Genomic DNA, 20,089 nt, shown 5'->3' with positions numbered 1-20,089 from the left:
CGACGAACGCCGCACTCTCCACCGAAAGGATCAACGATGACGGAGCGGGACACCGCCCTGGCCGCGATCGACCCGGCCCTGCGCGAGCGACTGGTCGACAGTATCTGCGACCTGCTCCCCCACGTCCTCAAGCGCGAGGTGACCGGGGCCACGGCCGACACCGCGCTGATGGACGCCCTGGGCCTGAGCTCGACGACCGGTCTCGAACTCGTCCTGGAACTGGAGGACCGGCTCGAACTGGAGATCAGCGTCGAGGAGCTGGGCCGCGACGACTTCGGCACGGTCGGTTCGCTGGCCGACTACGTCGCCGGAAACCTGATCGCGGAAGCGTGACGATGCGCACCTTCGTACCGCACCGCGCCGGTGACGGCGTCTCGGCCGCCTGGGGAGTGCGCCGCGCCGTACGGCTGGCGTTCCCGGGCCACGCCGCCCTCGCGGACGACGCCGTCCACACCGAGCGGCTGCGTGTCTATCTGACCGACCTGCTGCGCCCGTACGGGCTCGGCCTCGACCCGGACGCGGCGGCCCTCGGCGGCCAGTCGTACGGCGAGATGGGCGAGGCGCTGATCCGGCTGGCCGTCCCCGCGGGCGAGTCGGTCGACCTGCTCGTCCTCGCGTACAGCGTCCCGGACATCACCCCGGGACGCGCCACGACGACGTACCTCAGCCATGTCTGCCCCGGTGGTCCGATGGCGTTCGCGGTCAGCGACCAGGGCGCCGGGGGCGCGTTCACCGCCCTGCGGCTGATCCGCGCGTACGCGGAGGCCGGTGAGTCGCGGCGCGCGCTGCTGCTGGTGGTCGAGCAGCCCTCGCTGCCCTACGACCCCGGGGTGCCGGTCGCGGTCCCGGCCGGGGCGTACGGCGTGGCGCTGCTGTTCGGCGAGCCGGGTCCGGGGGAACGGCCGGTCCGGCTGGGCCCGGTGACCACGCACACCCGCTCCGACCCGGCGGCGCTGGCCACCGCGCTCGGCACGCTCGACGGCACCCCGGAGCCGGTGACCGCGGTGGTCGGGGCGTCGCTCGCCGAACAGGCCACCGCACTGCCCGGTGTGGAGCGGGTGGTGACCGCCGACGCCGGGCGGCCCGGCACGGGGGTGTGGTGGGAGCTGGCCGGTGAGTTGACCGAGGAGCCCGCCGATCCGTCCGCCGCGCCCGGCCGGCTGGTCCTGGCCGAACACGACGCCGGGCCGCGGCAGTTGTCGCTGGCCGCGTTCGACATCGGCGCCGGGGTGCTTAGCGACGCCGTCGCCGCCGCCACCGCGGGGAGGCCGTGATGACCGCCCCCGCGACCCCGGTCTGCTTCGAGGACTACGAGCGCCTGGCGCGGCTGCGGCTCGACGACCCCGTCTGGGACTTCATCGAGGGCGGCGCCGGGGGCGAGCGGACCGTCGGCGCGAACCGGCGGGCCTTCGACCGGGTGACCCTGCGCCCCCGGGTGCTGGTCGACGTCTCCCGCTGCGACACCGGTACGGAACTCCTCGGCGCCCGGCTCGGCACCCCCGTCGGCGTGGCGCCCACCGCCTACCACCGGCTGGCGCACCCCGACGGCGAGACCGCCACCGCCCGCGGCGCCGGCGCGGCCGGGGCGCTCTACGTGGTGAGCATCTACGCCAGCCGCACCTTCGAGGACATCGCCGCCGAGGCCGGCGGACCGCTGTGGCTACAGCTCTACTGGCTGCGCCGCCGCGAGGTGCTGGCCGGTCTCGTCGGCCGGGCCGCCGCGGCGGGCTTCCGGGCGGTCGTCCTGACCGTGGACGCGCCCCGGCTGGGCCGCCGCCACCGCGACGCCCGCAACGGCTTCGCGATCGGTTCCGACATCTCGGCCGTCAATCTCGACCCGGCGCTGATGGCGTCGGCCCATGTCTCCGGCGACGGCCGCTCGGCCCTGGCGGTGCACGCCGCCGAGGCCGTCGACCCGTCGATCACCTGGTCGGATCTGGCCTGGCTGCGGTCGCGCAGCGATCTGCCGCTCGTCCTCAAGGGCATTCTCACCGCCCAGGACGCCGTGCTCGCCGTGGAGCACGGGGCCGACGCGGTCGTGGTCTCCAACCACGGCGGCCGGCAGCTCGACGGCGCTCCGGCCAGCCTGGACGCGCTGGCCGAGGTGGCCGACGCGGTGGGGGCCGCCGTCCCGGTGCTGTTCGACGGCGGGGTGCGCGGCGGCACGGACGTGTTCGCGGCGCTCGCGCTGGGCGCCCGCGCGGTCCTGCTGGGCCGGCCGGTCCTGTGGGGACTGGCGGCGGACGGCGCCGCCGGGGTGGCCGGCGTGCTCGACCTGGCCACGGAGGAACTCGCGCACACCATGGCACTGACCGGACGACCGGACCTGGCGTCCGTCGACAGGTCCGCGGTGGTACTCGGAACGGGGAGATGACAGTGGAGCGGACGATGGCGGTGGAGCTGGTACGCGAGGAGCTGCACGGGTCGGTGTCCGACCCGGAGTCGGCGTCGATGAACTTCCTCAACGAGGTCGCCGCCCGGTTCCCGGACGCCATCTCGCTCGCGGCGGGACGGCCGTACGACGGCTTCCACACGACCGACGACGTGGACCGGTATCTGCGGACCTATCTGGCCCATCTGGAGGAGCTGGGCCTCAGCCACGAGCAGCGGCAGCGGCAGCTGCTCCAGTACGGCCGGACCAACGGCTATCTCGGCGCGCTGATCGCCCGGATGCTCCTGGTGGACGAGGGTGTCGAGGTGCCCGAGCAGGCGGTGATGGTCACCACCGGCTGCCAGGAGGCCATGGTCGTCGCGCTGCGCGGGCTGTGCGCCGGGCCCGGTGACGTGGTGCTGGCCGTCGAGCCCTGCTACGTCGGGCTCACCGGGGCGGCCCGGGTGCTCGGCGTCGAGGTCGTGCCGGTGCCCGAGTCGGCCGACGGGCTCGACCCGGAGACGGTGCTGACGGTGGCGGCCGAGGTCCGGGCGAGCGGCCGACGGCCGCGCGCCCTGTATCTGGTGCCGAACTTCGCCAACCCGTCCGGGGCCTCGATGCCGGTACCGGCCCGGCGCCGGCTGCTCGACGTGGCGGCGGAGGCGGACCTGCTGATCCTGGAGGACGATCCGTACGGCCTGTTCGGGCTCGACGACGAACCCCGGCCGACCCTCAAGGCGCTGGACACCGGGCAGCGGGTGGTCTACCTCGGCTCGTTCGCCAAGTCCTGCTTCCCCGGCGCCCGGGTGGGCTTCCTCGTCGCGGACCAGACGGTGGTCGACGCGGCGGGGCGGCGCACGCTGCTCGCGGACGAGCTGTCGTCGGTCAAGAGCCTGATCACGGTGAACACCTCTCCGTTGGCGCAGGCGGTGATCGGCGGCTTCCTGGTCGAGTCGGGTTGCAGCCCGCGGGCGGCGGGCAAGGCGAAGACCGCGTTCTACCGCGACAACATGCGCACGCTGCTGGCCGCGCTGGAGCGGTCGTTCGGCGCCGACCCGCGGGTCCGCTGGAACGCGCCCGACGGCGGTTTCTTCGCGGTGGTCGATGTCCCGCTGACCGCCGACGAGAGCCTGCTGGAGACCTCCGGGCTCGACTACGGGGTGCTGTGGACCCCGATGAGCTTCTTCTACGGCGAACGGTCCGCCGGCGGGGGCCGCCGCTCGATCCGGCTGTCGTGCAGCGCCCTGGAACCCGAGCGGATCGAGGAGGGCGTACGGCGGCTGGCCGCACTGGTCGCGGACCGGGCCGACCCGGCGGTGGCGCGGTGAACGGCCTGCCCCCGGCCGCCGACGCGGGGGACGGCCCCGGGGACACCGTCCAGGTGTGGCTGGTGCCCGACCAGCGCTCGGAGCCGGTGCTCGCGGACCTGCTCGCCGTGCTCGACGCCGCGGAACGGCGGCGGGCCGACGCCTACCGGTCGGCCGACGACCGGCGCCGGTTCGTGGTCGCCCATGGCGCCGTGCGGCACATCGTCGCCGGGCGGCTCGGGGCGCCGGCCGCGGACATCCGCTGGACGCACGGGCCGCACGGCAAGCCGGAGCTGGCCGGCCGGTGGTGCGGGACGCAGGTCAACCTCTCCCATTCCGGCGAGGTCGCGATGGTCGCGGTCACGGCGTCGCGTCCGGTGGGCGTGGACGTCCAGCAGGTGCTGCCGAGGGTGGACGCGGCCGCGATGGCGCGGCGCTACTTCCCGCCGGAGGAGGCCCGGCTGGTCCGCGCGGTGCCGGACGCCGAGCGCAGGGCCGAGCGGTTCGCCCGGCTGTGGGCCCGCAAGGAGGCCCTGGTCAAGGCGCACGGCGGGCGGCTGACGCAGGGGCTGCGGATTCCGGTGCACGACCTCGACGGACGGGTGGGCGGACTCGGCGGGCCGGTGGGCCACGTGGGCGCGCCGGGCGACGGGGAGGGAGCCGGCGGGCGGGCGGCGGGTCTCCACAGCGAGGACACCTGGGCCCGCGGATACCGCATCACGGACATCGCCGCGCCGCGCGGCTACCGGGCGGCCGTCGCCCTGGCCGGCCCGGCGGGCTACCTGGTGACCTGGCACCGATGGACCTGGCCCGGCCCGGCCTCCGGCGACCCGACGGGCTGACACGCGAACAGCGCGAGCAGCCTTAAGGGCATTAAGCGCCGGGCACTTTGACGACTTGTCTTCTTTTACGTACGCGGAGGAACGGCATGCCCCTCGACCCCCAGCTCCAGGCCCTGCGGGACCAGCGCGCCCGCAGCGGTGAGGCGCCTCTCTACGCGCTCTCGCTGGAGGAGGCCCGCGCCGCCGATCTGGCCTCGATCCAGGCGTCCGGCGGCGCCCCGCGACCCCTGCACGAGGTCACCGACCGGCAACTGCCCGGCCCCGGCGGCGACCTGCCCGTGCGGATCTACCGGCCGAGCGGCGAGCGGCCGCTGCCCGCGCTGCTCTACTTCTTCGGCGGCGGGTGGGCCCTCGGCAGCATCGAGACCTCCGACGCCCTCTGCCGCGTCCTGGCCGAGGAGGTCGGCTGCCTGGTCGTCACCGTCGGGTACCGGCTCGCGCCCGAGCACCCGTTCCCGGCGGCGGTGGACGACTGCCACGCGGCCCTGCGGTGGGTCGCCGCGCACGCCGGTGAACTCGGCGCCGATCCGGACCGGCTGGCGGTCGGCGGCGACAGCGCCGGCGGCAACCTCGCGGCCGCGGTGACCCTGCTGGCCCGCGCGGACGGCGACATCGCCCTGGCCGGCCAGCTCCTGGTGTACCCCAACACCGACCAGCGGGCCGACGACGGGTCGATGCGCGACAACGACGATCCCTGGCTGTTCAACCACCACTCGGTGGCCTGGTACGCGCGCCACTACCTGGCCGACCCCGAGGACGCCGCGGACCCGCTGGCCTCGCCGCTGCGGGCCAAGGACCTGAGCGGGCTGCCGCCGGCCCTGGTCATCACCGCCGAGTACGATCCGCTGCGCGACCAGGGGGAGGAGTACGCCCGACGGCTCACCGAGGAAGGGGTCCCGGTGGAACTCAGCCGGTACCCCGGCATGGCGCACGGGTTCTTCGCCATGGCCGGCGCGGTCGACGCGGCCCGGACCGCCAACCTTCACGCGGCGCGCTTCCTGCGGGAACGCTTCGGGCTGTCCTGACCGTACGACGGCCTCCGCGCCCGCCGACCGGCCCGGGTGCGGCCCGGTGTCCGCACGCCGGGCCGCACTCCCGTTACGCGGGGCCCGTCGCGGGCGTCAGATCCACCGGGAACCGCTGCGGGCCCCGGACGAAGACCCCCGACTCCGCCGGCGCCGTACCGTCCGCGAAGTCCATCCGGCCGAAGGCGTCCAGCAGTTGGTTCGCGCCGACCTCGACCTCGGTCTTGGCCAGCAGCGCGCCGACGCAGAAGTGCCGTCCCAGCGCGAAGGCGAGGTGGTCGGCGGCGGCGCTGAACGCGTTGGCCGTCGTCAGGTCCTTACGGAAGACATCGAACTCCCCGGGCCGGGCGTAGCGCCGTTCGTCACGGTTGGCCGCGCCGATCAGACAGGTGACCGTCGCGCCCGCGGGCACGGTGCCGCCGCTCAGTTCGACGTCCTCGGCGGGCTGCCGCATGATCATCTGCAACGGCGGGCTGAACCGCAGCGACTCCGCGAACGCCGCCGCCACCAGGGTGCGGTCCGCCCGTACCGCCGCCATCTGCTCGGGGTTGGCCAGCAGATTGCGGAACATGACGGTGATCGCCTTGTCCGTCGTCTCCCCGCCCGCGGACAGCAGCAGGCTGACGAACGACTTGATGTCCTGGTCGGTCATCGAGGTGCCGTCGATCTCGGCGGTGCACAGCGAGGACAGCAGATCCTCGCCCGGCGCCGCACGCCGCTCGCGGATGATCGGCAGCAGATATTCCGCCAGTTCCTCGCTCGCGCGCAGCCCGGCGGCGGCGACCTCGGGGTCGCGGGAGAGATTGGCCAGGAATCCCACCACCTTGCTGTACCAGCCGTGGAAGCGGTCGTGATCGGCCCGGTCGAGACCCAGCATGTCGACGATCACATTGATCGGGAAACGTGTCGCGAACTGGTCCACCAGATCCGCCCGCGACGCGCCGCGGAAGCCGTCGATCAGCTCACGGGCGTTGCGCTCGATCACCGGCAGGAACTTCTCCCGCAGCTCCCGCCCGCGGAAGGCGGGCGCCACCAGCGCCCGCCGCACCGCGTGCTCACGCCCGCTCATCTGCACGATCGTCCGGCCGCCGTGCACGGGCTCCAGCTGCCAGTCGTAGTTGTCGGACGTGAACACCGGGTCGCGGAAGGCCCGTTCCACGTCCTCGTAGCGCGATATCAGCCAGCTCTGCGTACCGCGGTCGTAGTGGAGCGGATAGTGCTCGCGCAAAATCGCGTACGCCGGATACGGGTCGGCCTCGAACTGCGGCGAGAGGATGTCGGGCGGCGGTGGAACAGGGGTCACGGGTGCGTCCTCGGCTTTCGTGCGCGCGAGCAGGCCCGGACGATCAGGCCGCACCGACGCTAGGACGCCACCGCCCGACCGTCCAGGCACCCCCGTCCGCACAGACTCGAACAAGCCAGAACACAGCCGTTCTCCCGCTACGGACGCGGCGCGCGCAGCCCGCTCAGCGAGCCGTCGAAGAGCGGCACGCCGGGCCAGTGGGACGCGGTGAAGGTCCGCGCGGCGAGCGCGCAGGTGACGACCAGTCGGTGCGGGGTCTCCAGGAAGGTGACATTGACCGTGAGCGTGTCCGGGTCCGTCCAGCCCCCGCTCACCGCCACGGGCGCCGCGCCGCCGCCGTCCTCCCCGTCGTCGCCGCCGCCGAGCGTCCATCCCCGCGCCGAACCGCTGAACGGTACGCGCAGCGGGGACGGGCCCGCGGCCAGTTCCAGCAACCAGTCCCCGCCGTCCGCCGTCAGCGCGACCGAGGTGAGGTCGGGCTGGTCCTCGCACCGGCCGCCCGCCGGGGCGAACCGCGCGCCCGCCCACGCGTCGCGGGCACCGGGCGGGACCGGACCGCCTTGCAGCGGCGGCAGTTCCAGCCGGGCGGTCCGTTCGCGCAGGGCCGCGTCCCGCTTCTCGGCGCCTTCCCCGAGCGCGGCCGGCGGCCCGGCGGTGAAGGCCGGCAGCAGGTGCTCCCAGACCAGGTCGAGTTCGGCCTTCATGTCCTGGGCCGACGCGGTGATCGCGACCACCGCGTCGTGCTCGGGGAGCACCAGGCAGAACTGTCCGTAGGCGCCGTCGCCGCGGTAGCCGTGCCGGGACCGCCAGAACTGGAACCCGTAGCCCTGCTGCCAGTCGTCCGACTCGGCCGCCCCCGCGGCGCTGTTGACGTTCGAGATGTGCGCGCGGGTCGCCTCGGCCACCCACTCGGCCGAAAGCAGCCGCCGCCCCTCCCAGACCCCCTCTCGCAGATGGAGCAGGCCGAGCTTGGCGACGGCGTCGGTCGCGGCGTACATCCCGCTGAACCCCAGGTCGCGGCCCGCCGGATACTGCTCCCAGACCGTCTCGCCTATGCCCAGCGGATCGAAGAGCCGCGGCCGCAGATACTCCGTCAGCGTCTGCCCGGTGACCCGCTGCACGATGGCCGCGAGGGAGTACGTCGCGGGCTGGTTGTACGCGAAGACGCTGCCGGGGGCGCGGTCCGGCGGCAGCAGCAGAAAGCCGCGGACGGGCTCCTCGGGGTCCAGGGCGACCGCCCGGTCGTGGGTCTCGGCGAGATGACCGCTGGCCATCGACGCGACATGCCGTACGAGCATCGCCCGGCTGCCCGGATCGGTGATCTCGGCCTCGAACTCGGGGAAGTACGAGACCACCGGGGCGTCCAGGTCCAACAGGCCCTCCGCGACGGCGAATCCGGCCGCGGTGGAGGTGAAGCTCTTGCTCAGCGAGTACAGCAGGTGGAGGCGGTCCGGGGTGTAGGGCGCCCACCAGCCGGAGGCGATCAGCCGGCCGTGACGCACGATCATCACACTGTGGGGCTCGATGTCCGGCGCCGCCTCCAGCGCGTCGAGGAAGGCGTCGATGCCGCGGGCGTCGACGCCCTCGGCGGCGGGCGTGCTCTCGGGCAGTGGACGGGCACTCATCAGACGGCACCTCCGGCCGGGGACAGCGGACCCGGGCGACGGCCCGACCGCACACGAGCACACACAAGCACACACACGGGCGACCTGAACAGGGCCCCTGGCACAGGTCCGAGGGGCCGGCGGCTCACCCCTGCCCGTCCGTCCCCCCGCCCGTCCGCTCCCCCACGCCTCCGCCCGGCTCGGGCAGCGGACCGAGCCGGGCGGCGACCCGGGCCCGCAGCAGTTCGTACTCCGCCCAGCGCCGGGGCAGCGGGCCGGGCGGGCGCCGCACCACGCGAGCCGCCCCGACGCTCTGGCCGAGCCGGAACTGCTCCCGGGTCAGGTCGAGTTCGACGCCCGAGGCCAGCCGGTTCCACCAGTGGAAGCCGACCGGCGCGCCCGCGTGGTGGACCTCGCCGACGACCAGGTCGCCGCCGAATATGTCGTGCACGACCAGCGCGGTGATGTCGCAGTGCCCCCAGGCGGGGTTGTCCGGGTGCCAGGGCGCGCGGGCCACGTCGTCGGGCGAGCAGGTGTCGGCGGCCCAGCCCGCGCGCAGGGCCCGGTCGACGGCTGTCAGAGTCCAGGTGGTCATGTCCGCCAGCATGCACCGGGCCACTGACAGTCCGGTCCGGCGCCGACGCCCCGCGCTACACGTCGGGCGAGCGCTCCAGCACCGTGAACAGCCCGCCGTCGGGGTCGCGCAGCTCCGCGTACGGGGCTCCCGCCGAGGTCGTCCCGTGGTGCACCAGCGTGCCGCCCACCGCCCGGGCGGCGTCGACGCACCGCCGCGCCTGCGGGACAGCGAACTGCACGTTCCAGTGCGGCCGCACCACCGGGTTGGGCGCCGCCCCCACCGCGCCGGAGCCGAGGCGCGCCACCACGTTCTCCCGGCTGCGCACCACCACCTCGTCGTTCTCGTACGACACCGTGCAGCCCTCGGGGTCGCCGTCCGCCCACTCCAGGACGCCGCCGTAGAAGATGGCCGCCTCGAAGGCGTCCCTGGTCCGCAGGCGCAGTACGACCGGGCCCCGGTCGTGCAGGGTCTCCCAGCCGCTGGGCAGCCGGCCGTCCCACACCCCGAACACGGCCCCGTCGCGGTCGGCGGCCACCACCGCGCGGCCCGAGGCGAAGGCGACGGGTCCCAGGGCGACGGTGGCGCTGCGCTCCCTGATCCGGGCGGCGGCCTCGTCGGCCTGGGGCACCGCGAAGTACGGGGTCCAGGCGACGGCGATCTGCATGTCGGTGGCCACCGCGCTGATCCCCGCGACGGGCCTGCCCTCGCTCAGCGCGACGGCGAAGCTGTCGCCGAGCGTGGTGGAGCGGAAGTTCCAGCCGAAGACCGAGCCGTAGAACTTCTCGGCCGACTCCAGATCGCGGGCCGTGAGGCTCACCCAGCACGGCGCTCCCCGGGCCGCGTCCCTGGTCAGGGTGCGTGCCGCCCCGGTCGCCGACTGGTCTTCGGTCATCACGGACACCGTTTCTCGTCGATTCCCGGCCGGAGAACCCGGCCACAGCCCAGACCGCCTGCCCAGGTTTCGCGTGATCATGCACGCGGGGCCCGAATTCCACCCGCCGGGCGGAGCGCGGTCCGCCCTGGGGGCGGGTCACCGCAACGCGGCGCCGCCCCGCCGCCCCACCGTGCCCGGTCGCCACGCCGCCGGCCGGTTCCCGACGCCCGCCGCACCGGCCAACGAGGAGGACCGCGTCCATGACCGGCCCCGCTCCGGGTACGACACCCGGGCCCGAGCCCAAGCCCGCCCGACGTCGGTCCCGGGTTCGCCCGCCGGACCGTCGGCAGCCGGCCGTTCAGCCGCCTGCTGCGGGGGCGCCGTCCCGGAGATCGGCACGCGGCACAAACCCTCGACGCCGGTACCGGGTTCGCCCGCCGGACCGTCGGCAGCCGGCCGTTCAGCCGCCTGCTGCGGGCGCGGATCACCCCCTACGGCGGGGGCGCCGTCCCGGAGATCGGCACGCGGCCCGCACGAGCCGCGGCGGCGGAACGGCTTTCCGCACGGCGGTGTGTTCGCCCACGCGGCCGGCGGTCCGGGGCCGATATCCCGGTGCGGTCCCGTGCCACCGCTGCCTACGATCGTCGGATGACCACACGCGCCTTCCGTGTCCTCGTCCGCGGCTCCTTCGACCTCGGCGCGCTGACCGCCGATCAGCGGGCCGCCCTGGAGGCCGACGCGCCGCAACACGACGTCCTGCACGCGGCCTTCACCCCCGAGGGGCACCTCAGCTACGACCTGGCCGCCCGGCCGTTCTTCACCTTCCGCTTCCAGGAGTCGGGTGAGGCCGAGGAGGACATCGTGGCCGCCGCCGAGCGGGCCGAGTCGGCCGCGCGGGCCTGGCTGGAGGAGCGCGGCTACCCGTACACGCGCCTCACCTCGCAGGCCGAGGACCTGTCCCTGGCGCCGCTGGGCAAGCGGCAGCGCCGCGCGGCCCGCGCCGGGGGCTGACGGCGGGCGCGTCTGCTTGACCCGGCGCACGGTGCGCCGCGCGGCCCGCGCGGGAGGCTGACGGCCGGCACCGGCCGGCGCGCCGGGCCCGCGCCGGCGACCCGCGCGCGGACGCGGGTGGCGTAGGCCGCGGGCCGGCGTGCCGAGTTGCGCGCCGGCGACCCGCGCGCGGGCGCGGGGTGTTTGACCGGGCCGACCGCGGTGTGTTGACTGCGGGCAGGCCGCCGGGGTGACGGCCCGTCAGCGAACCACCGGCGGCCGTACCGTCACGGTCCGGCGTACGGACCCCCGCGTCCCAGGAGGCCGCCATGCCGCTCAGCCGCCTGGGGCTCGTCGTGCACGAGGGCCGGCCGGCCGCCGTCGAGGGCGCGCGGACCGTACGGGACTGGTGTGCGCGGCACTCGATCGGCTGCGTGGACATCGACGTGTGGGGCGAGCGCGAGAACCGCCGCAGCGGGCAGGCCGAGATGCGCGCCGCGGGCAGCCTCGACCTCATCGTGACGCTCGGCGGCGACGGCACCTTCCTGCGCGGCGCGCGGATCGCGGCCAAGCGGGACATCCAGGTGCTGGGGGTCGACGTCGGCCGTGTCGGCTTCCTCACCGAGACCGCCGTGGGCGATGTCGGGCGGGCGCTGGACGCCGTTCTGGCCGGGGAGTCCGCCTGCGAGGAGCGGATGACGCTCACCATGCGGGCCTCCCGTCCGCTGGAGATGCCCGGCGGCATGGACACACTGCTGCGGTACGGGCGCGGGCCGGCGCTGCCGCCGCCGCAGGTGCGGCCGGAGGCCGCCGAGGGGGACGACTGGGGACTGGCGCTGGATGTCACGGCGCTCAACGACATCGTGCTGGAGAAGCTGGTCCGCGACCGGCAGATCAGCGTCGGGGTCTACATCGCCGCGCGGCTGCTGGCGTCCTATTCGGCCGACGGGGTGATCGTGGCCACGCCGACCGGTTCGACCGCGTACAGCTTCGCCGCCGGGGGTCCGGTGCTCTCGCCGCGGATGAGGGCGGTGGTCTTCACCCCGGTCGCGCCGCACATGACCTTCAACCGCACGGTCGTCGCCGACGCGGACGAGCCCGTCGCGCTGCGCGTGCTGCCGCACTCCGGCCAGGCGGCGGTCAGCGTCGACGGCCAACTGCGAGGGGTCCTCGATCCGGGCGACTGGATCGGGGTCTTCGCCGCGCCCCGGCCGCTGCGGCTGGTCCGGCTCAAGCCCGCCGACTTCTACGGCCGGCTGCGGGCGCGAATGGGGCTGACCGACGCGCCCGCCACGGCGGCGGACGGCCGGTCGGCGCCGCTGTTCCGGCCGGCCGGTCCCGTACCCGAGGATCTGGCGCATCTGTTCCTGGCGCCGCCGGACCCGCCCGCCGAGCCCGGCTGAGCGCTGCCGGGCCCGGCCGGACCTGGCTGAGCCTGGCCTCGGCCGTACGGTCATCCGGCGGCGGATTCGGCGGCCCGCTTCAGGTGGGACAGCCAGGACGTCAGCGACACGTCGAGGGCCTGCCGCATGGCGGCCGGGTCGGCCTCGACGGGGTCGCCCGCGAAGGACTCCTCGGTGACGACACGGACACCTCCCGCGGTGCGGGTGAGGCGCCATTCGTGCACGCCGCTGATGCCGTCGGCGGTGCCGCCCCACAGCACGCGGGCCGGCGCGGTGACGTCGTGGACGGTCGAGGTGACGGTGAAGCCGAAGCTCGTCCAGGTGAAGCGGGCGCCGGGGGTGAACGGCGCCTCCGGGTCGGTGGGGACCGCGGAGGTGATGTCGGGGTTCCAGGCCGGCCACCCGGTGACGTCGGCGTGCAGCCGCCAGACCGTCTCCAGCGGGGCCCGGACGTCGATCTCGTGGCGGACCAGGACGGGGGCGGCCGGGTCGACGGAGGTGGGGACGGCGGGGGTCGGGCCGGTGCCCATGACTTCTCCTCGGTGATGGTCCGAACGGCTGATGATGCGCACGGCGGCGGACACGCCGGTCACCTCGACGCGTACCGGGGTCCGGCCGGCGGCCGGGAGCGCCGCCACGATCGCTTCCAGGGTGACACTTCTGTTAGTGCTTCTCAGTTCCGTTATACCCTATCACTCAACGGATACCGTCTATATTTCACGGCGGACGGCATGCGACTTCCCAGGACAGGAGCCGGACCGTGGCATACGAGCCACCGCACACCGAGACAGGCCCGCGAGCGCGCTTCCGCGGCCAGGTCCGCGACGAGAGCAAGGAACTGGCGCTCCGCCAGCTCGCGGACGGCGGCCCCCAGGCTCTGTCCCTCAACGCCATCGCCAAGAGCCTCGGCATGTCGGGGCCCGCCCTCTACCGCTACTTCGCCAACCGCGAGACCCTGCTCACCGCCCTGGTCGTGGACGCCTACCGCGACCTCGCCGAAGCCCTGCACAAGGCCGTCGCCGTCCCCTCCTTCCAGCCGCCCGACCGGCTCGCCGCGCTGGTGGACGCCTACCGCGCCTGGGCCGTGGACCAGCCCCACCGCTACCGGCTGCTCTTCCGCGCCCCGCTGTTCGGCTACGACCCCCAGGCGCCCGACCTCGTCGCGGCCTCCCAGCCCGCGATGGGCGCCGCCGCCGACACCGTCGCCGCGGTCCTCGGCCGCCCCGCGGACGACCCCGCTGTCGCCTTCCGGGCCACCTCCCTGTGGGCCGGGCTGCACGGCCTGGTCAGCCTGGAGATCGAGGGCAACTTCACCTCCACGGGCATCGACCCGGCCGGGCTCTACGACGCCCAGGTCCACGCGGTGCTGCACGCCGTGACCCAGGGCGCCGGCGCCGCCTGACCGCCCGGCCGCCGAGCCGCCGATCGGCACCGGCCCCGCACCCCAAGCCACGCAGGCCCCCGCCCGAGGCCGCCCAGCGAAAGCGGGGGTCCACCGGAGCCACCGGCGAGGGTGGCGCCCAGACCCCCGATGGGCGCACCCGGGCGCGACCCCGCGCCCAAGGCGGCCACCTACCCCGCCCCGCCAGGCGCGAGCCGCCCCCGCACACGCCGAAGGGCCCGCCTGATCGCTCAGGCGGGCCCTTCGGCGCGCTCCGGTCCGGACCCGGGGTCCGGACCGGTCAGTACCCGTACTCCCCCGGCGCGCGGGGCCGTTCGCGTACGGATTCGGGCGGGCGCGCGTAACCGCCCTGCCGGACCGGCCCGCGGGCCAGCCGGTGGGCGCCGACCGCCAACAGCGCGGCGAGCAGCCCGCCGCCGCCCGTCCACAGCCAGCGCGGCGACCACCAGGTGCCCGCCCAGCCGCCCTCGGGCGAGACATCGGGGGCGTTCGCCGAGACCACCGGCGCCACCGAGCCGTCCACCGCCTGACGTCCGCCCGTCCCCTGCGACGTGGCCTTCACCGCCGCCTGGACCGGCAGGCCCAGATCGGTCTGCGGCAGGTCCAGGACGGTCAGCCGCAGGTAATAGGCGCCCCGCAGCGGGTCGTTGGACCACGGTTCGGCCCAGGCGCGGACCGTACGCAGATGGCAGGCCAGCTCGATCGACGCCGTGTCCGCCGCGCCGGTCCGGGTCGTCGAGCCGTACCGGCACGACTGGTGCCTGCGCAGCCCGTCGTACACATCGATCTGCCAGGTGGACGGGCCGTGCCGGGTCTCGGTGGAGGGGAAGGTGACGGTCGCCGTGACCGTGACGTTCTGCCCGGCGTCGGCGGGGAAGACCCAGTACAGGTAGTCACCCGTCGAGGCGGCGGCCGTGGCCTCCTGCCCCTGCCGTACGACGGTGGCGGTACGGAAGTCCGTGCCCGCCTCCGTCGGTGCCGCGTCGCCGTCGCCGGGGGTCGCCGAGGCGCCGGGGTCGGCGCTCGTGCCCGGGTCCGTACTCGGGTCGTCCGCGGCGGCCGTGCCGCTCAGCGCGGCCAGAAACACGCCCGCCAGCAGGGCGGACGCGGCCAGGAGCCGTGTGGTGCGCATCAGTTGGACCTCCCCGTGGACAGATTCCAGCGGGCGATCCAGCCCGAGAACAGACCGGCCACCACGCCGACCAGGGCCAGCAGACCCAGCAGCCACCAGCCGCTGCCGAGACCGTAGAAGGCCACGTCGGAGGGCTTGTCGGGGCTGTCCACGAGATCGATGGACAGCTCCACCGGCAGACCGGGCGTGGTCTTGACGGAGGCCGGCGCGGCGAAGGAGTTGCCCACCTGGAGGCAGACCGTCTCCGGCGGGGTGCCGTCGTCCGCCGGCGGTTTCGGGTAGCGGATTCCGGCCGAGACGACATCGGTACGGCCGGTGCCGCCCTCGTCGTCCCGGACGATCTCCCGCCCGTGCAGGGTGACCCCGCGCAGCAGCACCCCGTAGTCCGCGTTGACCGCGCGGTCGTCGGAGATGCTCACCGAGGCGCGCAGCTCCTGCCCGGGCCGTACGTCGACGCGGTACCAGCGGTTCTCGGAGAACGTCTCGCGGTCGGTGTAGATCCCCTGCTTGAGCACGGGCGCGTCGGCGCAGGCCGCGGCGCCCTGGGTGGCCACCGGGGCGACCACCGTCTCGGCGCTGCGGTCGACCAGCTGCTTGACCTTGGTGGTCAGCTGCTCACGGTGCTGCACGGTGGTGTACGTGCCGCCGGTGGCCGCGGCGATGCAGCTGAGCTGGTTGCGGGTGGAGGAGTCGGGGATGAGGCCGAGGGTGTCGATGACGAGGTTGATGCCCCTGGCGGCGATGTCCCGTGCCACGTCGCACGGGTTCAGCGGCGGACAGGTGTCCTCGCCGTCGGTGATCAGCACCAGCCTGCGGGTGGCGTTGTCGTCGCCCTTGAGGTCGTCGGCGGCGGCGAGCAGGGCCGGGCCGATCGGGGTCCAGCCGGTGGGGGCCAGGGTGGCCACCGCCGTCTTGGCCTCGGTGCGGTCGAGGTGACCGACGGGGTAGAGCTGCCGGGTGTCCTTGCACCCGGTCTTGCGGTCGTTGCCGGGGTAGTCCGCGCCGAGTGTGCGGATGCCGAGCTGCACATTGTCGGGCACGGAGTCGAGTACGTCGTCGAACGCCTGCTTGGCGGCGGACATCCGGGACTGCCCGTCGATGTCCCGGGCCCGCATCGAACCGCTCACATCGAGTACGAGTTCGACTTTGGGGTCGGGCTGGGCGACCGGTTCGTCCGCGCCGTCGGCCACGGCTGTCGCAGGTATCAGGCCGCACGCGAGGGCGGCGAGCAGGCCGCCGCCCAGTCCAGTGGCCAGTAATCTTCTCATGATCATCGGAGGATCGTAGTGAAGGGTCGGCGGAATGCCGAAGTCGGCTGGTCAGAGGGGTGGGTTGACGCCTCGCGGGGCGCACTCCGGGCGGCCGGCGGCACGGCCGCGAGGACTTTGACAAGTCTTTACAACCGGGCCGGGCGCTGTGGCGTCTCTGTTGCCGATTCCCCGTCCGCCCGGCAGGCGCTCGCTCAGGAGCCCCGGGGGCGCGGGGGGAGGACAAGGAGCAGGACATGCGCAACAGTTCACTCGCCGTCGGGGCCGCGGGAGCCGCCGCCCTGGCCGCGGCCGTGTTCGGCGCCGCCCCCGCGACGGCCTCGACGCCCGTCCTGGACACCACCCCGATGTGCGCGACCTCGCAGCTGACCGCGTCACTCGGCGGCGGTGACGCCGGAGCGGGCAACCTGTACCGCTACCTGGTGCTCACCAACCACAGCTCGACGACCTGTCACCTCACCGGCTACCCGGGCCTGTCGATGCTCGACGCCAAGGGAAACCAGATCGGCGCGCCCGCGACCCGGGCCGCCACCGGCTACGCGCCCGTGGTCCTCACGCCCGGCGGGTCGGCCAGCGACACCATTCACACCATCAACCACCAGGGCACGTGTCTGCCCACCTCGACCAGCCTGCGGATCTACCCGCCGGGGAACACCGCCGCGCTGGTCTTCGCCGGCCAGGTCACCGACTGCGACAACCTCTTCACCGTCACCCCGCTCAGCGCCGGCAAGGGCGGCACCTCGCTGGGGCAGGCCCCGACGGCCGTCGCCCCGGCCTCCTCCCCCGCCCCCACTCCGACCTCCGCCGGCGGCCGTCAGGTCACCGCCGTGCCCTCGGGCGCGCCGGACACCGGGGTGACCGCGTCGCGGTCCGGCGGCAGCGGCACCGGCGTGGCCGTCGGGGCGGCCGCGGCCGGAGTGCTCGCCCTGGGCGGCCTCGGTGTCGTCGCGGCCCGCCGCCGCAAGGTCCGGGGCTGAGCGTTGATCCCGCGAACCGTCCGGACGGCGCCGGGCCGGGCCACCGTGCTCGGGGCGGCCTCGGCCGTACTGGCCGCCCTGCTGTGCGGCTGCGCCGGCGCCGCCCCGGCCCCGGCCCCGGCGAGCGGCGGCGCCCGTACGACGGCCGCCGCCCCCACCACCGCGACGACCACCGCCGGCGACTCACGGAAGGCCCCCGCCGGGGCCATGGCCCGCTCGGTGCCGGACCGGCTGCGCATCCCGGCGATCGGGGTCGACACGGCCGTCATGTCGCTGGCGCTGGCCCCCGACGGCACGGTACGGGTGCCGCCGATCGCCGCCCACTCGCCGGCGGGCTGGTACGACGGCTCGCCCACGCCCGGCGAGACCGGTCCCTCGGTGATCCTCGGACATGTCACGGTGGGCCGGTACGGTGACGGCGTCTTCCTGCATCTGTCGCGGCTCAGGGCCGGTGACCGGATCATGGCCGTACGCGAGGACGGCCGGGTGGCCACCTTCGCGGTGGACTCGGTGCGGACCGTGGACAAGGCCCACTTCCCGACGGAGGCGGTGTACGGGAACGTCGACCACCCCGCGCTGCGTCTCATCACATGCGGCGGCACCCGGGTGACCGGGGGCGGCGGGTATCCGGACAATGTCATCGTCTTCGCCTCGCTGGTCTCAGGTTCGTGAGTCCGGGCCCGGCGACGGACACCGGCCGGCCGGGCCCGGGAGCCGAGGAGCGGTACGACGACAAGTGAGGGGAACGGTCATCCGGTCTCAAGAGCGCGCGGCCTCCGAGCTGTTCGCGGCCCTCTACCCGCGACTGGCGGGCTGGGTGCGCCGGCTGGTGGACGACGACGGAACCGCGCACGAGATCGCCTCGGAAGCCTTCACCCGGCTGTGGGCGCGCTGGACCAAGGTCGACGAGCCCAGCGGCTTCCTCTATGTGACCGCGGCCAATCTGGTCCGCGACCACTGGCGCAGAACCGAGCGCGAGCGCCGGGCGCTGCGCCGGGCGAGGACGGAGGAGGCCGTCAAGCGGCCGCCGGACGCCGACCCGTCGGTGCGGCTGCTGGTCCAGTCGCTGCCCGAGCGGCTGCGCAACCCCGCCCTGCTCCACTACTACGCCGACCTGCCGATACGTGAAGTCGCAGCGCTGCTTGGCCGTAACGAGGGGACCGTCAAGTCCGACCTGCACGCCGCTCGCGAACTGCTCCGCGCCGAGCTCAAGGGACACCATGACCGGATTTCCTGACGCCCCTGACGACGGGCCCGACGGCAGCGGCGGGCCCGACCCGCTGGAGCCGCTGCTGCGGATCTCGCCCGACTACCTCGCGGCGCCGCCCAGGGCCTTCGGGCGGATCCGCCGCCGCGCCGCGCGCCGCCGGCGTGCCCGGGCGGCGGCGGGCGGCACGGTCGCGGTGGCGGTGGTCGCGGGCGCGCTCTATCTGGTGGGGGCGATAGCGCCGGACGGGGGCGACGGGGTCGTCGGCCCCCCGGCCAGCAGCTCGCTGAGCAGTACGGCCCCCAGCACGCCCGGCCCGTCCACCGCGCGGCCCTCCGGGCCCTCGTCGCCCACCGCGGCGGGGTCGCACTCGCCGGGCGACCGGCAGGACCCCGTCCCCCGTACAACCGGCGGTGTGACGCCGACACCGTCCCGGACGACGACCGCCGCGACCACCGCCACCGGTACGACGCCGATGTGCGCGGCCTCCCAGCTGACCGCGTCGCTCGGCGGCGGCGACGCGGGCGCGGGCAATCTCTACCGCTATCTGGTGCTCACCAACCACAGCTCGACGACCTGCCATGTGACCGGCTACCCGGGCCTGTCGATGCTCGACGCGGACGGCGCGCAGATCGGCCCGCCCGCCGGCCGCCAGGAGATGGCGTACGTCGCGGTGGTCCTCGATCCGGGAGCGTCGGCGAGCGACACGATCCACACCGTCAACCATCAGGGCACCTGCCTGGCCACCTCGACCAGCCTGCGGATCTACCCGCCGGGCAGCCGGGAGTCGCTGGTCTTCCCGGGGCAGGTCACCGACTGCGACAGCCTCTTCACGATCACGCCGTTCGCGGCGGGGAAGACCGGCAACCCGGTGTCGTGAGGGGCCCGTGGCCTGGGCTGCGGGCGCGGTTTTTGCCTCAGAGGCAAGTCTTTTGCCTCTGAGGCACTGACGCGGTTCCATGGAGTCATGACCGACACCGTGAACACGGACGTCGCCCACGACGACACCGCCGCCCCCGAGGCCGATCTCGTGCTGGCCCCGAGGCTGCGGGACCGGCGGCGGGCCGGCGGGCTCACCCTGGAGTCCGCGGCCCGGCGGCTGGGTCTGTCGGCGGCGCATCTGTCCCGGCTGGAGTCCGGACTGCGCCAGCCGTCGCTGCCCGTGCTCCTGGGGCTCGCCCGGCTGTACGGGACGACCGTCTCCGACTTGCTCGGGGAGACGGCGGCCGAGCCCGATCCCATCGTACGCGGCGAGCGGATGGCCCCGGTGCCCGCCGGCGGCTGGACGTACTGGCGGGCCGGCGGGACCGGGCGGGCGATGCAGGCCCTGCGCGTCCATGTGCCCCAACGGGCCCAGCGGGCGCTGGTCCGGGTGCACCCGGGCGAGGAGTGGCTGTACGTCACCTCGGGCGAGCTGGAACTGACCCTCGGTGACCGCACCCATCTGCTGGCCCCCGGGGACTCCGCGCACTTCGACTCGCTGGTGCCGCACCGGCTGGCGTCGGGCGGCCACGGCGGGGTCGATCTGCTGTTCCTGCACACGCTGATGCAGAGCGAGACCTCGGCCCTGTGCCTGGGACCGCGGGAGACCACCGAGAGCCTGGGAGAGCGACGATGACCATGAACGAGCCCGAGCGCCAGGTACGCCCCCCGGCCCCCCGGGTGGTGCCCACCACCAACGGCAGTGAGGAGCGCAAGGAGCGCGGGGTGGTCCGCCGCGTCCTGGTGTACGTGGTCGCGGCGCACCTGGCCGCCTTCTACCTGTGGCTGATGTTCAGCGTGATCGGCAACCGCGGCTGAGCCGGCC

General features: G+C 74.6%; 22 protein-coding genes. 15 read left to right on the top strand and 7 right to left on the bottom strand.

Translation table 11 applies throughout. The annotated features are described in order from the left end of the window. Positions 1-36: 36 nt before the first annotated feature. From OHA30_RS33650 to OHA30_RS33625, 6 genes are all read left to right on the top strand, one after another. On the top strand, positions 37-333 hold the full coding sequence (locus OHA30_RS33650) for a phosphopantetheine-binding protein (RefSeq protein WP_328917648.1): 297 nt from the start codon (positions 37-39) through the stop codon (positions 331-333). After that, a complete protein-coding gene (locus OHA30_RS33645) occupies positions 330-1,274 on the top strand; it encodes a hypothetical protein (protein ID WP_328917647.1) in 945 nt (314 codons plus the stop codon). Before OHA30_RS33650 ends, OHA30_RS33645 begins: the two co-directional genes overlap by 4 nt. After that, entirely contained in the window at positions 1,274-2,374 is a 1,101-nt protein-coding gene (locus OHA30_RS33640) for an alpha-hydroxy acid oxidase (RefSeq protein WP_328917646.1), read from the top strand. The genes OHA30_RS33645 and OHA30_RS33640 overlap by 1 nt, the downstream gene beginning before the upstream one ends. Next, positions 2,371-3,699, top strand: coding sequence for an aminotransferase-like domain-containing protein (locus tag OHA30_RS33635; RefSeq protein WP_328917645.1), 1,329 nt, complete (start codon positions 2,371-2,373; stop codon positions 3,697-3,699). Before OHA30_RS33640 ends, OHA30_RS33635 begins: the two co-directional genes overlap by 4 nt. Next, on the top strand, positions 3,696-4,520 hold the full coding sequence (locus OHA30_RS33630; RefSeq protein WP_328917644.1) for a 4'-phosphopantetheinyl transferase family protein: 825 nt from the start codon (positions 3,696-3,698) through the stop codon (positions 4,518-4,520). Before OHA30_RS33635 ends, OHA30_RS33630 begins: the two co-directional genes overlap by 4 nt. 86 nt (positions 4,521-4,606) lie before the next feature. Continuing rightward, on the top strand, positions 4,607-5,545 hold the full coding sequence (locus tag OHA30_RS33625; protein WP_328917643.1) for an alpha/beta hydrolase: 939 nt from the start codon (positions 4,607-4,609) through the stop codon (positions 5,543-5,545). Positions 5,546-5,618: 73 nt separating this feature from the next. Here the strand turns inward: OHA30_RS33625 and OHA30_RS33620 are convergent, their stop codons facing one another. The 4 genes from OHA30_RS33620 to OHA30_RS33605 all read right to left on the bottom strand — a co-directional run bounded on the left by OHA30_RS33620 (position 5,619) and on the right by OHA30_RS33605 (position 9,921). Then, complete coding sequence (locus OHA30_RS33620) at positions 5,619-6,848, bottom strand: cytochrome P450 (protein WP_328917642.1); 1,230 nt, start codon at positions 6,846-6,848, stop codon at positions 5,619-5,621. A gap of 137 nt (positions 6,849-6,985) precedes the next feature. Further along, positions 6,986-8,473 carry a serine hydrolase domain-containing protein gene (locus tag OHA30_RS33615; RefSeq protein WP_328917641.1) on the bottom strand — a complete coding sequence of 496 codons (1,488 nt, stop codon included), beginning with the start codon at positions 8,471-8,473 and terminating at the stop codon, positions 6,986-6,988. Positions 8,474-8,597: 124 nt separating this feature from the next. Continuing rightward, positions 8,598-9,047: a YunG family protein gene (locus tag OHA30_RS33610; RefSeq protein WP_328917640.1), complete on the bottom strand. Its 450-nt coding sequence runs from the start codon at positions 9,045-9,047 to the stop codon at positions 8,598-8,600. Positions 9,048-9,102: 55 nt separating this feature from the next. Beyond that, the gene (locus tag OHA30_RS33605; protein ID WP_328917639.1) at positions 9,103-9,921 is read right to left on the bottom strand and encodes a VOC family protein; all 819 of its coding nucleotides are present in this window, start codon (positions 9,919-9,921) and stop codon (positions 9,103-9,105) included. A 630-nt stretch (positions 9,922-10,551) separates the two neighbouring features. Here OHA30_RS33605 and OHA30_RS33600 point away from each other — a divergent pair. Further along, positions 10,552-10,914: a DUF6204 family protein gene (locus OHA30_RS33600; RefSeq protein ID WP_328917638.1), complete on the top strand. Its 363-nt coding sequence runs from the start codon at positions 10,552-10,554 to the stop codon at positions 10,912-10,914. A gap of 308 nt (positions 10,915-11,222) precedes the next feature. Further along, positions 11,223-12,296, top strand: coding sequence for an NAD(+)/NADH kinase (locus OHA30_RS33595; protein ID WP_328917637.1), 1,074 nt, complete (start codon positions 11,223-11,225; stop codon positions 12,294-12,296). A 50-nt stretch (positions 12,297-12,346) separates the two neighbouring features. Here OHA30_RS33595 and OHA30_RS33590 read toward each other — a convergent pair whose 3' ends face one another. Next, entirely contained in the window at positions 12,347-12,934 is a 588-nt protein-coding gene (locus tag OHA30_RS33590; protein ID WP_328917636.1) for an SRPBCC family protein, read from the bottom strand. A 122-nt stretch (positions 12,935-13,056) separates the two neighbouring features. On the opposite strand from OHA30_RS33590, the gene OHA30_RS33585 reads away from it, so the two are divergent. Further along, the gene (locus tag OHA30_RS33585; protein ID WP_328917635.1) at positions 13,057-13,698 is read left to right on the top strand and encodes a TetR/AcrR family transcriptional regulator; all 642 of its coding nucleotides are present in this window, start codon (positions 13,057-13,059) and stop codon (positions 13,696-13,698) included. A 280-nt stretch (positions 13,699-13,978) separates the two neighbouring features. Here the strand turns inward: OHA30_RS33585 and OHA30_RS33580 are convergent, their stop codons facing one another. Both OHA30_RS33580 and OHA30_RS33575 read right to left on the bottom strand, forming a co-directional pair. Next, positions 13,979-14,830, bottom strand: a complete 852-nt coding sequence (locus tag OHA30_RS33580) for a hypothetical protein (protein WP_328917634.1) — start codon at positions 14,828-14,830, stop codon at positions 13,979-13,981. Then, positions 14,830-16,104 carry a VWA domain-containing protein gene (locus OHA30_RS33575; protein WP_328917633.1) on the bottom strand — a complete coding sequence of 425 codons (1,275 nt, stop codon included), beginning with the start codon at positions 16,102-16,104 and terminating at the stop codon, positions 14,830-14,832. The genes OHA30_RS33580 and OHA30_RS33575 overlap by 1 nt, the downstream gene beginning before the upstream one ends. A 230-nt stretch (positions 16,105-16,334) precedes the next feature. On the opposite strand from OHA30_RS33575, the gene OHA30_RS33570 reads away from it, so the two are divergent. The 6 genes from OHA30_RS33570 to OHA30_RS33545 all read left to right on the top strand — a co-directional run bounded on the left by OHA30_RS33570 (position 16,335) and on the right by OHA30_RS33545 (position 20,082). Next, the gene (locus tag OHA30_RS33570; RefSeq protein ID WP_328917632.1) at positions 16,335-17,075 is read left to right on the top strand and encodes a DUF4232 domain-containing protein; all 741 of its coding nucleotides are present in this window, start codon (positions 16,335-16,337) and stop codon (positions 17,073-17,075) included. A 3-nt stretch (positions 17,076-17,078) separates the two neighbouring features. Beyond that, a complete protein-coding gene (locus OHA30_RS33565; protein ID WP_328917631.1) occupies positions 17,079-17,747 on the top strand; it encodes a class F sortase in 669 nt (222 codons plus the stop codon). Between the two features lie 79 nt (positions 17,748-17,826). Then, positions 17,827-18,312, top strand: a complete 486-nt coding sequence (locus OHA30_RS33560; protein ID WP_405786019.1) for an RNA polymerase sigma factor — start codon at positions 17,827-17,829, stop codon at positions 18,310-18,312. Further along, positions 18,296-19,162 carry a DUF4232 domain-containing protein gene (locus tag OHA30_RS33555; protein ID WP_328917629.1) on the top strand — a complete coding sequence of 289 codons (867 nt, stop codon included), beginning with the start codon at positions 18,296-18,298 and terminating at the stop codon, positions 19,160-19,162. The genes OHA30_RS33560 and OHA30_RS33555 overlap by 17 nt, the downstream gene beginning before the upstream one ends. Positions 19,163-19,249: 87 nt before the next feature. Beyond that, a complete protein-coding gene (locus tag OHA30_RS33550) occupies positions 19,250-19,900 on the top strand; it encodes a helix-turn-helix domain-containing protein (RefSeq protein WP_328917628.1) in 651 nt (216 codons plus the stop codon). Further along, positions 19,897-20,082, top strand: coding sequence for a DUF6126 family protein (locus tag OHA30_RS33545; RefSeq protein ID WP_328917627.1), 186 nt, complete (start codon positions 19,897-19,899; stop codon positions 20,080-20,082). Before OHA30_RS33550 ends, OHA30_RS33545 begins: the two co-directional genes overlap by 4 nt. Positions 20,083-20,089: the final 7 nt, after the last annotated feature.

It is taken from the genome of Streptomyces sp. NBC_00223, from assembly GCF_036199905.1.
Lineage (GTDB): Bacteria > Actinomycetota > Actinomycetes > Streptomycetales > Streptomycetaceae > Actinacidiphila.
The sequence above is the reverse complement of the archived record's forward strand: the minus strand, read 5'-3'. Positions and strand labels throughout refer to the sequence as shown.

Excerpts from the sequence above, each read along its gene's own strand:
- OHA30_RS33600 (WP_328917638.1), top strand. The coding sequence starts at position 10,552 with ATGACCACACGCGCCTTCCGTGTCCTCGTCCGCGGCTCCTTCGACCTC.
- OHA30_RS33555 (WP_328917629.1), top strand. The coding sequence starts at position 18,296 with ATGACCGGATTTCCTGACGCCCCTGACGACGGGCCCGACGGCAGCGGC.
- OHA30_RS33545 (WP_328917627.1), top strand. The coding sequence starts at position 19,897 with ATGACCATGAACGAGCCCGAGCGCCAGGTACGCCCCCCGGCCCCCCGG.
- OHA30_RS33550 (WP_328917628.1), top strand. The coding sequence starts at position 19,250 with ATGACCGACACCGTGAACACGGACGTCGCCCACGACGACACCGCCGCC.
- OHA30_RS33650 (WP_328917648.1), top strand. The coding sequence starts at position 37 with ATGACGGAGCGGGACACCGCCCTGGCCGCGATCGACCCGGCCCTGCGC.
- OHA30_RS33570 (WP_328917632.1), top strand. The coding sequence starts at position 16,335 with ATGCGCAACAGTTCACTCGCCGTCGGGGCCGCGGGAGCCGCCGCCCTG.
- OHA30_RS33595 (WP_328917637.1), top strand. The coding sequence starts at position 11,223 with ATGCCGCTCAGCCGCCTGGGGCTCGTCGTGCACGAGGGCCGGCCGGCC.
- OHA30_RS33580 (WP_328917634.1), bottom strand. The coding sequence starts at position 14,830 with ATGCGCACCACACGGCTCCTGGCCGCGTCCGCCCTGCTGGCGGGCGTG.
- OHA30_RS33615 (WP_328917641.1), bottom strand. The coding sequence starts at position 8,473 with ATGAGTGCCCGTCCACTGCCCGAGAGCACGCCCGCCGCCGAGGGCGTC.
- OHA30_RS33625 (WP_328917643.1), top strand. The coding sequence starts at position 4,607 with ATGCCCCTCGACCCCCAGCTCCAGGCCCTGCGGGACCAGCGCGCCCGC.
- OHA30_RS33575 (WP_328917633.1), bottom strand. The coding sequence starts at position 16,104 with ATGATCATGAGAAGATTACTGGCCACTGGACTGGGCGGCGGCCTGCTC.
- OHA30_RS33610 (WP_328917640.1), bottom strand. The coding sequence starts at position 9,047 with ATGACCACCTGGACTCTGACAGCCGTCGACCGGGCCCTGCGCGCGGGC.
- OHA30_RS33640 (WP_328917646.1), top strand. The coding sequence starts at position 1,274 with ATGACCGCCCCCGCGACCCCGGTCTGCTTCGAGGACTACGAGCGCCTG.
- OHA30_RS33605 (WP_328917639.1), bottom strand. The coding sequence starts at position 9,921 with ATGACCGAAGACCAGTCGGCGACCGGGGCGGCACGCACCCTGACCAGG.
- OHA30_RS33635 (WP_328917645.1), top strand. The coding sequence starts at position 2,371 with ATGACAGTGGAGCGGACGATGGCGGTGGAGCTGGTACGCGAGGAGCTG.